Raw genomic sequence first — 14516 nt, 5'->3', positions numbered from 1 at the left:
AGGACGCCTTCGCGGCGGTGCGGTGATCAGACAAGCCCCGCTCCTACAGGATCTGTGTCCAGCCTCGGAGAATCCGTGCACCCGGATTGTCATCAAATGCGCTTAGGCTGGTGCGAGGCTATTTCCTCGAGCGGGCTCCATGTCCAAGGGTTCGACCTTTTTTCCTGCCTTGTTGTTGGCGTTGAGCATGACCGCGCGGGCCGAGGTCTGGCCGGCTGAAGATTGGTCCCAGGGGCCACAGGTGTCCGGGCCGGAGGTTGCAGCCCTGGAGTCCTACGCATTCCCAGCTCGCGACGATGACACGCGAAAAGGTGTTCGCAGTGATGCGCTGCTGGTGATCCGCCACGGCCAGATCGTCTACGAGCGTTATGCCGGTCCCACCGACGTCAATACCCCGCACCTCACCTGGTCCGTCAGCAAAAGCGTGATGGCCTGCGTGCTCGGCGTGGCCTATGGCCAAGGCTTGTTCCAGTTGCATGACTCGGCGGCACGCTTCTACCGCCCGATGCGCGCCCATCCCCATGTGAGCCTGGAACATCTGATGAATTGGTCCTCCGGTATCGATTGGCAGGAGGACTACGAATACGCGCCGCTGAAGTCTTCGGTGGTGGCGATGCTTTACACCCTGGGACACGCCGATATGGCCGGTTATACCGCGGCACATGGCGAGTACAGCCGGCCAGGGCGGGTCTTCCGTTATTCCAGCGGTGACAGCAACGTGCTGTCCGCCGCCTTGCGCCGGATTGTCGGCGCCAAGCGTTATCCGAACTATCCCTGGACCGCCCTGTTCGACCCGCTGGGCATTCGCAGCGCGGTCTGGGAACGCGATGCCAGCGGTACTTTCGTCGCATCGTCCTACGTCTATATGACGGCCCGGGACCTGGCGCGCATCGGCCTGCTGATGGAGCGCGAGGGACGTTGGGGAGAGCGGCAGTTACTGCCCAGGGCCTGGGTGAATTTCAACCGGCGCCCCTTCGCCGGCTATAAACCGGGCCAGGACGAAGCCGTGGGCGGCGGCCAGTGGTGGCTCAATCGTTCGCTCAAGGGCGCCGCCAAGCCCTGGCCGGATGCTCCTCCGGACACCTTCGCCGCCCTCGGCCACTGGGGCCAGGTGTTGTACGTGATCCCCAGCGCGGACCTGATCATCGTGCGCTACGGCGATGACCGCGACGGCAGCTATCGCCACAACGAACTGCTCAAGCGCGCACTGGCGGCGTTCGCGCCGACGGTGACGCCGTGAGTCTCCGGGGATTTGTACGCCGGCGTCCGTGGGTCAGCCTGCTGCTGGTGCTGTTGCTCGCCCTGGGCGCCTGGACCTGGCATGAGCGGCTGGCCTTGCAGGCTTTTCCGCGAATCATCAGCGCCTATACCGCCAAGGAGTACTGTTCCTGCCGTTATGTGATGAACAATTCGGCGGACTATTGCCTGGGCTACGTCAAACAATCAGTGCCAGTCAGTGACTTCCACGATGATCCCCAACAGCACCGGGTCACCGCCCGGGGGCTGGGACGGAGCAGCAGCGCTGTCTGGGTCGGCCCGCGCGAGGGCTGCCGGTTGGAGCCCTGATCGCTGGTTTGCCACCTCTATCCCGGGCGGGTAAGGTGGTGCCTACGTTCAATCAGGAGCTTGCATGCACCGATCCCGCCTGTTTCTGGCCCTGCTCGGGGTGCTCGCCCTACCGGCCCAAGCCAACTGGTACCTGGACAACGAGTCCTCGCGGCTGTCGTTTGTCACCACCCACAGCGCCGATATCTCTGAAGTCCACCGTTTCCTGACCCTGCACGGCAAGGTTGATCGCCAGGGCGTGGCGACCCTGGAAGTGGAGCTGGAGTCGGTCAGCACCGGCATACCCCTGCGTGACGAGCGTTTGCGTCGCGACCTGTTCGGGATCAAGACCTGGCCCGAGGCGCAAATCGTCGCACAGATCAATATCCAGCCCATCAACGACCTGGCCCCCGGCGCGCAACTGGAGTTGCGCCTGCCGCTGCTGGTGAAGCTGCGCGGCAAGGAGCACAGCTACAACGCCGAACTGCTGGCGACCCGCCTGGATGACCGGCGGTTCCAGGTGGTGACCCTGGAGCCGTTGGTACTGCATGCCGAGGACTTCGACCTGGTACCGGGGGTGTCGGTGTTGCGCAAGGCCGCCGGTCTGGCGGCCATCAGCTTGTCGGTACCGGTGGGCGCGGTGCTGATTTTCGCGGCGCGCTGACATGGCCGGCGCGATCTTCCCCTGGCGGGCCGACAACGCTTTCGAACTGTTGATCGACGGCCCGAATTTCTTCCCCTTGATGCTTGAGGCGATTGCCCGGGCCGAATGCCAGGTAGAGCTGGAGCTTTACCTGGTGGAGGCCGGCGCTTGCGCCGAAGCCATGGTCCGGGCGCTGGCCGAGGCGGCTGAACGTGGTGTGCGGGTGCGCTGCTTGTTCGATGATTACGGCAGCCTCGCGTTTACCCTGGGCCTGCGTCGACGCTTGGTCGAGGCCGGGGTCGAGTTGCGCTTCTACAATCGCCTGAGTTGGCAGCATTGGGTGCGCAATCTCTACCGTGATCACCGCAAGCTGCTGTTGGTGGATCAGTCCATGGCCGTGGTCGGTGGTACCGGCGTCACCGATGAGTTCTGGACCCCGGGTGAGGACGGCTTCGAATGGCATGAGGTCATGGTGCGGATCAGCGGCCCGCTGGTGCTTGACTGGCAACTGCTGTTCGACCGTCAATGGCTGGCCAACGAGCAGCGTGCCGCCTGGAAGCCCCTGGCGCCTTTCGGCCTGCCACGCCTGCCGCGGGTTCCGCCGGCCGGACAGGGCCTGGGCCGGGTGGCTTATGCCGATGCCCGGCAGCATCGCGACATCCTGCGTTCCCTGGTGCGGGCGCTGAACAGCGGCAAGCAACGGATCTGGCTGGCAACCCCGTATTTCCTGCCGACCTGGAAAGTCCGCCGCTCCCTGCGCCGGGCCGCCAACCGCGGCATCGATGTGCGACTGTTGTTGACCGGGCCGCGTACCGACCATCCGTCGGTGCGTTATGCCGGTCATCGTTATTACCCGCGTTTGCTCAGGGCCGGAGTGCGGATTTTCGAGTACCAGCCTTGTTTCCTGCATTTGAAAATGGTGTTGATCGATGACTGGGTCAGCATTGGCTCGTGCAATTTCGACCACTGGAACCTGCGCTTCAATCTTGAGGCCAATCTCGAAGCCCTCGACCCGCCGCTGACCCGGGCGGTGGAGGCCAGCTTCCTCAACGATTTCGCCCTCAGCCAGCCGGTCAGCTTGCAGGACTGGAAGGCCCGGCCGCTGTGGCGGCGGGTCAAGCAGCGGCTGTGGGGTTGGGTCGACCGCCTGGTAGTCAATGCGCTGGATCGGCGGGATTGATAGACTCCGATCCCGCACGCCCCGCGCCCAGGAACTGCCGATGACTTCTTCGTTGCTCATAGCTGTGCTCGCTTCCGGCTTTATCTATGGCATTACCCCGGGGCCTGGCGTGCTGGCGGTCTTCGGCATCGGTGCGGCACGCGGACGGGTGGCCGGTGCGGGGTTTCTCTGCGGGCACCTGTTGGGAGACGTGATCTGGTGTAGCACGGCGCTGGTGGCCATCGTCGGCGCTCGGGAAATCGGCAGCAGTGCGTTCGATATCCTCGGTGTGCTCAGCGGTCTTTACCTGTTCTGGCTGGGGCTGCGGGCGATCCGTACCCGCCGCTCCAGCGCCGAGGCGCCCCAGGGCGCGGCCCGGCAACCCTTCGTGCACGGCATCCTGTTCGGCCTGACCAACCCCAAGGCCTACCCGGTGGCGGTCGCGACCTTCACCGCCTTGCTCTCCAGTCGTGCCGAGCTGTTGCAGTGGTCAATGCTGCCGTGGCTGATTTTTCTCAGTTTCCTTGGCGGTGTCGTGGCATACGCTATTCTCATCGGTGTGGTCGGCGCTCGGCGGGTCAGGGCGTTTTACCAGCGGCATGAGTTGATAATCACCCGCTTATGTGGCGTGATGTTTATCGGCTTCGCCATCAATGCGCTGGTCCATGCACTGCCGGGGTTGATGCCGCACAAGGCTTGAATCTGCTGCAAGGGGAGGGCAGGAAGCCGGTATTTCCATGGATAGACGTTGACGCTTACTTTTTTTGGGCGATCTCTTTCTGATGGAATCCAAGACTGTCACACCGTTGGCCAGCTTTATCGACCTGTTGATGGACGCCGTGTGCGCGGTCGATATCGAAGGGCGGTTCGTTTTTGTCAGCGCCGCCTGTGAGCGGATCTTCGGTTACACCCAGGATGAGTTGATCGGCATGCCGATGATCAACCTGGTGCTTCCGGCAGACCGGGAGCGCACGTTGATGGCCGCCAGCGAAATCATGGGCGGGCAGCCCAAGCCGTATTTTGAGAACCGCTATGTGCGCAAGGACGGCCAGGTGGTGCATATCATGTGGTCGGCCCGCTGGTCCGAGGTCGACCAGTTGCGCATCGCCGTGGCCCGGGATGTCACCGAACGCAAGCTGGCGGAGTCCCGACAAGCTGCGCTCTACGCAATTTCCGAAGCAGCCCATGCCACCGAGGATCTGTTGGCGCTGTTCCAGCGGGTGCACCGGATCATCGGCGAATGGTTGCCGGCGGAGAACTTCTGCGTGGCGCTTTACGATCAGCAGCGCGACCAGCTGAGTTTCCCCTATCACATTGATGATCGACGCCCGCCGAATGCGCTCGACCATAATTGTGCCGAGGTCGTGCGCAGCGGCCAGCCACTGCTGTTGAACATCGAAGGCGCGCCTTCCTGCCTGGGTGTGCCGTTGAATTCACAGAACGGCACCATTGGTGCGCTGCTGGTGAAAAGCAGCGGCGGCGAGCGCTACACCGAACACGACCAGGAACTGCTGCAATTCGTCTCGGCCCAGGTTGCGGCGGCTATCGAGCGCAAGCAACTGCAGGCGCGTCTGGAGTACATGGCGCGCTACGATCAACTGACTCACCTGCCCAACCGGGCGTTCCTTCAGGAGCGTCTGAAGGCTGCGTTGGTCCGGGCTCGGCGCGAGGGCGGGCTACTGGCGTTGCTTTATGTCGATCTGGACAAATTCAAACAGGTCAATGACAGCTTCGGGCATGCGGTGGGCGACTTGCTGTTGCAGGAAGTGGCTCGACGCCTGCAACAATGTGTCCGGGATACCGACACCGTGGCGCGTATTGGCGGCGACGAATTTGTCATCCTGCTGGAACATTTGCAGCAGCCGGAGCATGCGAGCCGAGTGGCCGACAAGGTTCGCCACCTGCTTGGCGAGCCCGTGCCAGGGGCGGTTTTCGACCTGAGCATCGTGGCGAGTATCGGGATTGCGCTGTATCCGGAAAATGGCGAAGAAGCGCAGCAACTGTTCAAACATGCGGATGAAGCGATGTATGGCGTCAAGCGGGGTGTGGTGACGCACTGACGGCGGCGATTGCCGGTGGTTGTATCTGGATTTGTACAATATCGCTAAAGTTCGTTGATTTCAGGTCGATGTCTTGGAGACACAAACCTGAATGAGTTCTGGTCATGGTTTCCATCAGCAGCGTCAACATCAATACTCCCAGTGTCGTCCCCGCGCCGTCCCCGTTCGATACCGAGCCGTCCAAGGGGGCTGATAAGGACAGCAAGGTCGAGGCCGGCAGCTCGGCAGGGGTCAAAGTCAACCTGTCCGGTGCCGGAATCAGCGCGTCCAAAGCCGACCAGGCCCAGGCGGCCAGTTCGGAGCCGGAACATATCAAGCAACTGCGCAAGCAGATCGAGCGGTTGCAGAAGATGATCGCCGAGAAACAGGCCCAATTGCAGCAGCTTCTGGCGAACAAGAACATGAGTCCGGAGCAGAAGGCGCAGCAAGTCACCGCGCTGAATGGTGAGTTGTCGACCCTCTACGGGTCGTTGGCCACGATAAATGGCGCGTTGATCTCGGCCTTGAAGAAGCAGGCTGAAGGCAACAAAGGCTGATTCAGGCGGCAAGGCTTGATCACGATCTTGTGTTGGTATGCCCTTTGGGGGACGACCTTTCTTTGTTCAGTTTTGTGTCTACTCTCAAGAGTGGTCACTTTGCCATTACTCCCACCAAAGGATCTGAACAGGTCAGAGGTCGTTCATGGCATTCTTCGCAAAGCTCACCCGTTTCGCTGTCCTGCTGCGCCTGTCTTGGATTGTCAGAGTACTACTGATCAGCTGCGTTGCCGTTCCGGCGTTGGCGGCGATGACGACAACCACAAATACCCTGGCTACGCGGCCAGGGGTGACGGAACGATTTATTCTAATAACACCAGAGCACCCGCTAGCCAGTTTGATTTTGTTTTCTGGGGGGGATGGTCAACTTGGTATCAGTGATAATGGGGATATCCGCACGGGCAAGAATAACTTTCTAGTCCGGACGCGCGATCAATGGGCGGCTCAAGGGTTTCAAGTTGCAGTCGTCGATATGCCCTCAGACGGGCTTGCGCGGGACAGTTATAGATACGCTCAGGATATTCGTTATGTCGCCGAGTTTCTGAAGAAGAAATCCAATATCCCGCTATGGCTGGTCGGTACGAGTCGTGGAACGACTTCCGCAGCATCGGTCAGCGTAAAGTTTGCATCGGATGGTTTATTTAATGGCGTGGTTCTGACGTCAAGCATTCTCGAGGGGGAGGGCAGCGTCACTGCGCTTGATCTGTCTCGTATCAAGGTGCCGGTGTTGGTTGTGCATCATCGTGATGATGGGTGCCGTGTTACCCCCTATGAATTGACGCAGGGGCTTCTTGGCCATCTTTCTTCTGCCCCGGCCAAGGAACTGATCACGATAGAGGGTGGGGACGACTCCGGTAAACCTTGTGAAGCCATGGCGCATCATGGTTACAACGGAGTCGAGAGCGTCGTGGTGCAAAAGGTGAGTGACTGGGTCAAGGTTCACTCGGCCCACTAGCCTCACTCCTCGGAAAAGGCCTTCTCCATCAGGTGGTAAGAGCCTGTTCGTGGCGGCCGCGGGTACTCGAAAAAAGTTAGGGCGGATGAAAGTATTGATTTTTTATATCAAAAAAAATGCATTCATATAGCAATATTTTGCGTTTGTCTGTTGGTTTCAGTGTTGCCAAAATGGCGACCTGATTCTCCAGGGAATGCTCTTTTCGTGCCTCCCCCGGTACACAGGCTCATTGATATCAATGAGCCTTTTTATTAAGCGTGAAAAATGCTCAAGTCTGTCTTCTCGGGTTTTTACCCGGCATCATCCAATACCAAGCCCAGGGAGTGGTTGCGCGCGTCAGTCGGAGCGTGTGCGGGGGTTCTTGTCACGTCGCTGGTGTGCCAATACTTCTATGGGCTGGAGTTGACACTTCATCTTGTCGGGCCAGTCGGCGCATCGGCTGTTTTGTTGTTCGCGGTTTCTACCGGCACGCTGGCTCAGCCCTGGTCGATAGTCGGCAGCTATTTTGTCGCCACGGTGGCTGCATTGATTACGGTGCCGCTACTCGGCCATTCTTTTTTAAGCGCCAGTGTCGCGGTGGGGTTGGCGATTGGGGCGATGTGTGTTCTGCGCTGCCTGCACCCTCCCGGCGGGGCTGTTGCGCTTTGTGTGGTCTTGTCTCAAGCCGATCTGGCACCCTTGGGCCTGCAGGTCTTTTATCCGGTGATGCTCAATGCCGCGACGCTCTTGGGATGCGCACTGGTATTCAATAATCTGACCGGCGTGCGTTATCCCAAGGCCCATATCAATCCAGCGGCAGAGATCAATCACACCCGGGATATCCCTCCGTTCGAGAGGGTCGGTTTCAATAGTGATGACCTTGACGCAGCTTTGGCGGATGTTGACGGATTTGTTGACGTAACGAGAGAGGACCTGGAAAGAATTATTCGATCCACTGAAAAGCACGCGTTAAGACGAAGCATGGGGGATATCCAGGCCTCGCAGATCATGTCGAAGGATGTGCTGTCAGGGACGTCGGAAACCACGATCAAAGAAGCGGTGCGGATCCTGATGCATCACCACATCAAAACCTTGCCCGTGCTGAATGAGGAAAAACATATCGTCGGTATCATCAGCCTGACGGATATTATCAAACACCCGGCAACCAGTCGGAGCAGCGGGTTGCCAGGTGTGTTCGGGGTCAAGAAAAAAACCTTGTTGAAAGACATCATGCACGCCCCGGTGACCTGCGTGACGACAACGACCCACATTGTTGAGCTGATACCGTTATTGTCAACGCAGGGCTTGCACTGTATCCCGGTTCTGCAAAATGACCTGTTTGTCGGGGTGATTACACAGACGGACTTGATCGCGGCCTTGCACCGCGACCTGATCGTGCACCTGCATTAGTCAGATCAGCGGGTCCCAGCGTTGAGACCAATCGCTATCGCGAGTGACAATGTCTTTCAACAGCTTTATGGCGAGCTGCAGTTCGACGGATGATCGGCTACGGGAGTAGACCAGGAAGGTCGGGTAGCTGAACTCAGGAGCGCAGCTGACGCGCTCAAGAATGCCGCTTTCAATATAGGATTGCACCACTCGGGTTCTGAAGTAGCCCGATCCGCCATTGTCGAGAATATATTGCAGGGCCACCGGTCCCAGGTTGAAGGAAAGCGCCGCCTTGGCCTTCTCCGGCAAGGCCGCATCGTGGGCTTGCCGAAAACCATCGCCCCAATCGATGTAGACATAAGGTTCAGGCTTGGCGATCAGGCGGACCAGGATCAATTTCTCTTCGAGAATCTGCTCGACTTGCAGATCGGGCCAGTAGGCCGGTTGATAGACCAGGGCCGCATCCAGAAGGCCAAGCTCCAATTGCCGCAATAGCGTTGAGCCGTCCCGGATTTCTGTTTTGATGGCATGCGTCGGTATGGATTTCTGGATTTCACCAACCCAATCCAGAATCAGCGGATTGCATAAACTGACTTCGCCACCGATATGCAACATTTTATGAAAGCCTTCGGGCAAGGGTAGATCCCTGACCGCGGCTTCCCAGGTGTGTACCAGCTGGTTGGCATAGACAACGAAGGCTTCCCCGTCCGCGGTCAGTTTGGCACCGGCTTTATTGCGTACGAATAACCTGCTGTTGAGACTGCTTTCGAGCTTTTGCACGCGGGCGGTTATCGCCGTCTGGGTCACATGCAATCGCTGCGCGGCGGCAATCAGACTGCCGCATCTGACGATTTCCAGGAAGGTTTTAGCCAGCTCGATATCCATGCGTATGCGCCCAAAAATACCTTATGGAGCCACGCGGGGGCGGGCCTTGTAAAGGTGAGTCTGGGTGAGCTTTTCAGATCCGGTGCAGGTTCCTGCCTAGAGGGACGCCCTCCGGACTAATCGCTTCAATCGAGTCGGAAGGTGGCATTGGATAATGCTCGTCTTCGTATTTTTCGATGAGCAGCGCAAGAGCTTCCAGCTCATCCCCTTCAGGTGAGCCGATTTCTGCACCCCATAGCTGTTTCATACCCGCCCATAAAAAAACCGGCCACCAGGGCCGGTTTTCTTTTGTCTTCGTCGCGCTGTTCAGCAACGTCAGACTGGATTCGATTGGAGCGGGTGAAGGGAATCGAACCCTCGTTATCAGCTTGGGAAGCTGGAGTAATGCCATTATACGACACCCGCTCGGACGGCTGACTTTGTACCAGATGTCGCCGAGGATTTGAAGTTTTTCTTTGAAAATCTGTGTTTTAACAAGCATGTCGGGGTGGCGCTGGCGCACGCAAGAGCAATACCCGTCAGCAAGGCCGAGCGCGGTTTCCGACGGGGCGGGGCTTGCCTGCGAGACTTCTGACGGCCGCTCGGGCCTCATCGCTGCGATGCGGCGTCCCGACAAGTCAGGTTCCTACAAGGGGTTGGCGTCCATCACGGGATTTGTGTTCGTTCGCCAGAACTCTGCAAACCCGTGACGGCCCTCGTTCACATGGCTTGTGCATGGTGCTCCTGAACGTGTCGGTAATAGCGCGATCGGCTTTCCTGGTGTGTCGGCTTGAGGAACTCCAGCAACGCGTGGCGGCTGTCGCGGCACGCGGACTTGTGTTCCATGTCGAGAAAATGCCCGGTGCTGCGGATCGTGGTGAAGTGGCTATGGCGCACATGCTGGCCGAATTGCAGCGCATCGTGTGGCGAGGTGTATTCGTCCCATTCGCCATTCATGAACAGCACCGGTACCTCGATCCGTTTCGCCGCCGTCAGGTAGCACAGCCGGTCACTGTTGAGCACATGGCCGATATGGAAATGCATCTGCTCGTATTCATGCTCGGCCAGGCTGCTGACATGCCGGTAGTTGTAGCGCTTGAACAGCGACGGCAGGTGCTTGCCGATGGTGCTGTTGACCAGGTGGCCCATGCGGTCGCGGTCGCAGGCGCTGAGGTAGTCGACGCCCCGTTCCAGGTAATCGCGCATCGGTTCGCTGAGCACCGGCGAGAAGGAGCTGATCACTGCCTTTTCGATCCGTCGTGGCTGGTGCGCCAGGGCCACCAGGGTCGCCGCGCTGCCCCAGGAAAAGGACATCACGTGCTCGGCGGCGAAGTGGTCGATCAGCTCCAGGAGGATCTGTCCTTCGACTTCTTTGGTCAGCATTTTCTCGTGACGGTTGTGGGCCTTGGACTTGCCCGCGTAGGGCTGGTCATAGCACACGACATTGTATTGCGGGTGCAGATTCTTCACGGTCTGTGCAAACGACGCAGTGGTGGCCATCGAGCCGTTGACCAGGATGATGGTCTTTTCTGCGGCATCTGCGCGATAGAACTCCGTGTAAACCCGATACTGCCCCTGTATATCCAACACAGCGATTTCTGGCCTCATGTCAAAAGACTCCTGGCTAGCGGGTATGCGCGCAACGAACTGTGCACGAGCTATATGACAGGTAGGCATTCGCCTGGAATTTTGCAGGCCCATGTCGGTCCGTTGAAGCCTGGCCGACGGGTGTTGTTATAGGCGGGCAATCTGCCGGAAAGCGAGAGCCGGTGGGCCTCGCAGCCGACAAAGAGTTTCTTGGAATGATGGTGTGACTTGTCAGTCATATTTCGGCTGACGGTCTGATTCAAGCAGGCGTCAGGCGATTGCGCAAGGAACGATTTGTCATAAGTCGGTGACTTCTGCCCAGCGGTCGTCGTCGCGGCTCAGATCAGCCCGATTTCTTCGGCGCGCAGCGGGCGGTATTGCCCCGGGGCCAGGTGCTCGTCCAGCACCAGTGGGCCCATGGCTTCGCGGTGCAGGCGCAGGACCTTGTTGTCGAAGTGGCCGAACATGCGCTTGACCTGGTGATAGCGGCCTTCGACGATGCTCAAGCGGGCGCTGCGCGGGCCGAGCAACTCCAGCGTGGCGGGCAGGGTGGTGAGGTCCTCGAAGGCGAAGTACAGGCCGCGGGCGAAGGTCTCGGCGTATTCGGCGCCTATGACCTGCTCGGTCTCCACGTAGTAGACCTTGGGCAGTTTGGTCCGTGGCTGGGTCAATCGGCGCGACCACTGGCCATCGTTGGTCAGGACCATCAGCCCGGTGGTGTTGAAGTCCAGGCGGCCGGCGATGTGCAGCTCAAGGGCGTCGGGTTCGTCGATCAGATCGAGGACCGTGCGGTGCTGCGGATCGCGGGTGGCACTGACGCAGCCCTGGGGTTTGTGCAGCATGAAGTAGCGCGGCGGGCGGCCTGCCTGCAGCACTTCGTCATCGACTTCGACCTGGCTGAACTCGCGGACTTCGTGATGGGGATCGGCGATGATCAGGCCGTCGACCCGGATCCGTCCTTGCACCAGCAACAGGCGCACCTGTTGGCGGTTGAAGCGCGGCAGGTTGCTGAGGAAACGGTCAAGGCGCATGGCTGAAGGCTTCGGGGTGGGCAGGCAGTTTACGTCATGGCGTCGATCGTGGGGGCGTCTTCAGTTGCTCATCCACTTGCGCGCAACGCGGACACAGGCAGGCGGCGTTGCGCAGTTCGTCGGGCAGCGCTTGGAGTCGCGCCGGGTCGATGCTGACGCTGTAGCACCAGCAGGGCCGGTCGGCGCTACGCGGGTCGGCCAGGGCGCAGTCGTTTTGCGCACCGCAGGCCGGGCAGCGGCTGGGGTCATGCATGGGCGGATTTCAGCAGGTCGCTGCAGACGCGGTTGCGTCCGCTCTGTTTGGCCCGGTACAGCGCGTGATCGGCCCGGGCCAGCAGGCTGTGCAGGGTGTCGTCCTGTTGCAGTGAGGTCAGGCCGATGCTGACGGTCAGTTGCAGGCTCTGGCCGTTGTAGCTGTAACGCTGTTGCTCGATATGTCGGCGAATTTTCTCGGCGATCAGTTGGGCATTGGCGCCGTCGGTGTCCTTGAGCAGGACAATGAATTCCTCGCCGCCCCAGCGGCAAATGATTTCCGACTGACGCAGGCAGTTCTCCAGGTCTCGGGCAAATCCGCTCAGCACGGCATCGCCGGCAAGGTGGCCGTGGCTGTCGTTGAGTTGCTTGAAGTGGTCCAGATCCAGCAGCAGCGCGGTCAGCGGCTTGGGTTCGCGTTGGGCTTCATGCAGGGCCTGGGCCGCCAGCAGGTCGAAGCCTCGGCGGTTGGGCAGGCCGGTGAGGCTGTCGAGCGTCGCCAGGGCCTGGATCCTGCGCTGGTAGCGATGCACCACGCGGTTGAGCAGGGCCAGCACGATCAGGCTGACCAGCAGGCAGATCAGCAGGTTCAGGTACAGCGACTGGCGAATCCCGCTGAGGGCACCGTCTTCACGCTTGTCGACGAACAGGTACCAGTTCAGCTCCGGAATGAAGCGTACGTTGAGGAAATGCCCCTTGCCGTCCGGTTCCGCGTATTCGTAGCTGCCATCATGCGGTTTGGGCAGCTTGGCCTGCAGGTTCTTCATGCTCGCCAGCTCGTTCAGCGACTGTCCGGCCCGGGCGCCTTCGGGGCCGCCGTCGGCACCGGTCAGTACCAGGCGGCCGAAAGTGTCGACGAAGTACACGCTGCGCTGGTAGCGCTGCTGGTACTTGTCGATCAGCTTGACCACCGCGTCCACGGTCAGACCGACACCGGCGGCGCCGATGAAGTGCTCGTCGTAGTCGAAGACCTTGTAGTTGATGAAGAAGGTCAGGCGGTTATTGTTGGCGGTGTCCGGGTCGACATTGATCTCATAGGGCGCTTGCATGTCCCGCACGCGGAAGTACCAGAGGTCATTGGGCTCGTCGATACGGATTTTTTTCAGCACGCCCTTGGCCTGGTAATAGGTCAGGTTGCTGTTGGAGACGAAGAAGGCGGTGTAGGCGCCGTAATGGGTCATGACTTCGTTGAGGTAGCGGGTCATCTGCTGCGAATCGCGCTCGCCGGCCACCACCCAGTCACGCATGAAGGTGTCGCGGGCCATCATCGAGGAAATCAGCACCGGGCGGACCAGGTCCTTCTGGATTTCCGAATAGACCGTGTCGGAAGTCAAGGGCAGTTCGGTGTTGACGATACCGTCGCGGATCGAGGCGCGTGAGGCGTAGTAGCTGAGCAGGGAGGTCGCGAGGAAACCGCTGGCCAGCAAGGCGATCAGCGTCAGGATCAGCGAGCGTTGCGAGTAGAGCACTGAGCGAAGCGGCATGACGATTCCGTAGGCGGGTTCCCGATGGACGCATTCTAGTGGCGCGGATAAAAAATGCCTGCACATTTTGCGCGGATGTTGCGCTGCGCCACCCTGGCTTGCTGAATGCTTCCGTATAGGCCGTGTAGGTCTACGCTTCTGTGAGACCAACAAATACGAGGGGTGCACCATGGGGTTTGGCATAACACGGGCCTTGTCAGGCTTTTTGCTGGCGTTTTTTCTCGGGCCGGCGCTGGCGGCGAGCGCGCCGACCGATGAAGCATCAGCTGCCAGGGCACTGCTGGAAAATGCCGTGGCCTATTACCACGATCAGGGCGACAAGGCCTTCGCCGCGTTCAGTCGCCAGGGGGAGTTCGTCGATCAGGACCGTTATGTGTTTGTGGTCGATACCCGGGGGGTGATGCTGGCCAGCGGTGGCCCGTCTTCGGCGTTGATCGGACGTGACGTGTCCGAGACACTGGGCCCGGATTTGCACAAGGCGTTCAAGGACGTGCTCAAGACGCCGGAGGGTAGCGGCATCCAGGAAGCCGAGTATCGCTGGCAGAACTGGAGCGACGGCAAGGTCGAGCGCAAACGGGTGTTTTTCCAGCGGGTCGGTGAGCGCATCCTGGCGGTCGGTTATTACCTGCCCCGGGCCTCGCCGGGGCAGGCCAAAGCCCTGCTGGCGAGGGCCGCGAACGATCTGGGCAAGGACCAGCGGGGCACCCTCGAAGCGATCAATAGTCTTCAGGGCGGCTTCCTGGAGGACGACCTGTATGTCTTCGTGGTGGATCTGAAAACCCATCGCTACCTGGCCCACGGGACCAACCTGCGACTGTTGGACACCGACTTCAGCAAGGTCAAGGACCCTGACGGCAAGCCGGTGGGGGAGCCGATCCTGGCGTTGATGGCCAAGCAGGAGCTTGGGGAGTACGAATATCGCTGGAAGAACCCGGTGACCGGAAAGGTCGAGGACAAGCATGCCTACCTGAGGAAGGTCGGGCAGTACCTGGTGGCGGTCGGGTATTACAGCCCTTGACCACCCGACCGGGG

The 14516-nt window shown here is 60.0% G+C and carries 15 protein-coding genes, 1 tRNA gene and 1 pseudogene; 10 read left to right on the top strand and 7 right to left on the bottom strand.

Annotation, left to right across the window (positions count from 1 at the left end; all coding sequences use genetic code 11):
- Nucleotides 1–139: 139 nt before the first annotated feature.
- From M5B96_RS00160 to M5B96_RS00120, 9 genes are all read left to right on the top strand, one after another.
- Nucleotides 140–1240, top strand: coding sequence for a serine hydrolase domain-containing protein (locus M5B96_RS00160; RefSeq protein WP_248794505.1), 1101 nt, complete (start codon nt 140–142; stop codon nt 1238–1240).
- Entirely contained in the window at nt 1237–1566 is a 330-nt protein-coding gene (locus tag M5B96_RS00155) for an amidase (protein ID WP_248794504.1), read from the top strand. The genes M5B96_RS00160 and M5B96_RS00155 overlap by 4 nt, the downstream gene beginning before the upstream one ends.
- 64 nt (nt 1567–1630) lie before the next feature.
- On the top strand, nt 1631–2209 hold the full coding sequence (locus M5B96_RS00150; protein WP_248794503.1) for a YceI family protein: 579 nt from the start codon (nt 1631–1633) through the stop codon (nt 2207–2209).
- 1 nt (nt 2210) lies between these two features.
- Complete coding sequence (locus M5B96_RS00145; RefSeq protein ID WP_248794502.1) at nt 2211–3368, top strand: phospholipase D-like domain-containing protein; 1158 nt, start codon at nt 2211–2213, stop codon at nt 3366–3368.
- A 40-nt stretch (nt 3369–3408) separates the two neighbouring features.
- Nucleotides 3409–4047, top strand: a complete 639-nt coding sequence (locus M5B96_RS00140; RefSeq protein WP_248794501.1) for a LysE family translocator — start codon at nt 3409–3411, stop codon at nt 4045–4047.
- A gap of 82 nt (nt 4048–4129) precedes the next feature.
- Nucleotides 4130–5407, top strand: a complete 1278-nt coding sequence (locus M5B96_RS00135; RefSeq protein ID WP_248794500.1) for a diguanylate cyclase domain-containing protein — start codon at nt 4130–4132, stop codon at nt 5405–5407.
- Nucleotides 5408–5511: 104 nt separating this feature from the next.
- Nucleotides 5512–5943 carry a hypothetical protein gene (locus M5B96_RS00130; RefSeq protein WP_248794499.1) on the top strand — a complete coding sequence of 144 codons (432 nt, stop codon included), beginning with the start codon at nt 5512–5514 and terminating at the stop codon, nt 5941–5943.
- Nucleotides 5944–6088: 145 nt separating this feature from the next.
- Entirely contained in the window at nt 6089–6898 is an 810-nt protein-coding gene (locus M5B96_RS00125; protein WP_248794498.1) for an alpha/beta hydrolase, read from the top strand.
- Nucleotides 6899–7162: 264 nt separating this feature from the next.
- On the top strand, nt 7163–8287 hold the full coding sequence (locus tag M5B96_RS00120; RefSeq protein ID WP_248794497.1) for an HPP family protein: 1125 nt from the start codon (nt 7163–7165) through the stop codon (nt 8285–8287).
- On the opposite strand, the gene M5B96_RS00115 is transcribed toward M5B96_RS00120, so the two are convergent.
- The 7 genes and pseudogenes from M5B96_RS00115 to M5B96_RS00085 form a co-directional block, all read right to left on the bottom strand.
- Nucleotides 8288–9151 carry a LysR family transcriptional regulator gene (locus M5B96_RS00115; RefSeq protein ID WP_248794496.1) on the bottom strand — a complete coding sequence of 288 codons (864 nt, stop codon included), beginning with the start codon at nt 9149–9151 and terminating at the stop codon, nt 8288–8290.
- A gap of 118 nt (nt 9152–9269) precedes the next feature.
- Nucleotides 9270–9398 (bottom strand): annotated as a pseudogene (locus M5B96_RS00110) (transcriptional regulator); the annotation flags it as partial.
- 84 nt (nt 9399–9482) lie between these two features.
- Nucleotides 9483–9556: transfer RNA gene (locus M5B96_RS00105), tRNA-Gly, on the bottom strand.
- Nucleotides 9557–9850: 294 nt separating this feature from the next.
- The gene (locus tag M5B96_RS00100) at nt 9851–10738 is read right to left on the bottom strand and encodes an alpha/beta fold hydrolase (RefSeq protein ID WP_248794495.1); all 888 of its coding nucleotides are present in this window, start codon (nt 10736–10738) and stop codon (nt 9851–9853) included.
- A 317-nt stretch (nt 10739–11055) separates the two neighbouring features.
- Nucleotides 11056–11748 (bottom strand): pseudouridine synthase, encoded by a 693-nt coding sequence (locus M5B96_RS00095; protein WP_248794494.1) that lies wholly within the window; start codon nt 11746–11748, stop codon nt 11056–11058.
- Nucleotides 11749–11782: 34 nt separating this feature from the next.
- A complete protein-coding gene (locus tag M5B96_RS00090) occupies nt 11783–12001 on the bottom strand; it encodes a cysteine-rich CWC family protein (protein WP_248794493.1) in 219 nt (72 codons plus the stop codon).
- A complete protein-coding gene (locus M5B96_RS00085; protein ID WP_248794492.1) occupies nt 11994–13484 on the bottom strand; it encodes a sensor domain-containing diguanylate cyclase in 1491 nt (496 codons plus the stop codon). Before M5B96_RS00085 ends, M5B96_RS00090 begins: the two co-directional genes overlap by 8 nt.
- Before the next feature lie 169 nt (nt 13485–13653).
- Here M5B96_RS00085 and M5B96_RS00080 point away from each other — a divergent pair, with 169 nt between their 5' ends.
- The gene (locus M5B96_RS00080; protein ID WP_248794491.1) at nt 13654–14502 is read left to right on the top strand and encodes a cache domain-containing protein; all 849 of its coding nucleotides are present in this window, start codon (nt 13654–13656) and stop codon (nt 14500–14502) included.
- The last annotated feature ends 14 nt before the right edge of the window (nt 14503–14516 follow it).

This window comes from Pseudomonas sp. MWU13-2105 (genome assembly GCF_023242315.1).
Classification (GTDB): domain Bacteria; phylum Pseudomonadota; class Gammaproteobacteria; order Pseudomonadales; family Pseudomonadaceae; genus Aquipseudomonas.
The sequence above is the reverse complement of the archived record's forward strand: the minus strand, read 5'-3'. Positions and strand labels throughout refer to the sequence as shown.

Bases quoted from the DNA above. Each gene is read 5' to 3' on its own strand.
- M5B96_RS00125 (WP_248794498.1), top strand. From the start codon at position 6,089: ATGGCATTCTTCGCAAAGCTCACCCGTTTCGCTGTCCTGCTGCGCCTG.
- M5B96_RS00115 (WP_248794496.1), bottom strand. From the start codon at position 9,151: ATGGATATCGAGCTGGCTAAAACCTTCCTGGAAATCGTCAGATGCGGC.
- M5B96_RS00160 (WP_248794505.1), top strand. From the start codon at position 140: ATGTCCAAGGGTTCGACCTTTTTTCCTGCCTTGTTGTTGGCGTTGAGC.
- M5B96_RS00140 (WP_248794501.1), top strand. From the start codon at position 3,409: ATGACTTCTTCGTTGCTCATAGCTGTGCTCGCTTCCGGCTTTATCTAT.
- M5B96_RS00150 (WP_248794503.1), top strand. From the start codon at position 1,631: ATGCACCGATCCCGCCTGTTTCTGGCCCTGCTCGGGGTGCTCGCCCTA.
- M5B96_RS00090 (WP_248794493.1), bottom strand. From the start codon at position 12,001: ATGCATGACCCCAGCCGCTGCCCGGCCTGCGGTGCGCAAAACGACTGC.
- M5B96_RS00135 (WP_248794500.1), top strand. From the start codon at position 4,130: ATGGAATCCAAGACTGTCACACCGTTGGCCAGCTTTATCGACCTGTTG.
- M5B96_RS00085 (WP_248794492.1), bottom strand. From the start codon at position 13,484: ATGCCGCTTCGCTCAGTGCTCTACTCGCAACGCTCGCTGATCCTGACG.
- M5B96_RS00100 (WP_248794495.1), bottom strand. From the start codon at position 10,738: ATGAGGCCAGAAATCGCTGTGTTGGATATACAGGGGCAGTATCGGGTT.
- M5B96_RS00120 (WP_248794497.1), top strand. From the start codon at position 7,163: ATGCTCAAGTCTGTCTTCTCGGGTTTTTACCCGGCATCATCCAATACC.
- M5B96_RS00080 (WP_248794491.1), top strand. From the start codon at position 13,654: ATGGGGTTTGGCATAACACGGGCCTTGTCAGGCTTTTTGCTGGCGTTT.
- M5B96_RS00145 (WP_248794502.1), top strand. From the start codon at position 2,211: ATGGCCGGCGCGATCTTCCCCTGGCGGGCCGACAACGCTTTCGAACTG.
- M5B96_RS00095 (WP_248794494.1), bottom strand. From the start codon at position 11,748: ATGCGCCTTGACCGTTTCCTCAGCAACCTGCCGCGCTTCAACCGCCAA.
- M5B96_RS00130 (WP_248794499.1), top strand. From the start codon at position 5,512: ATGGTTTCCATCAGCAGCGTCAACATCAATACTCCCAGTGTCGTCCCC.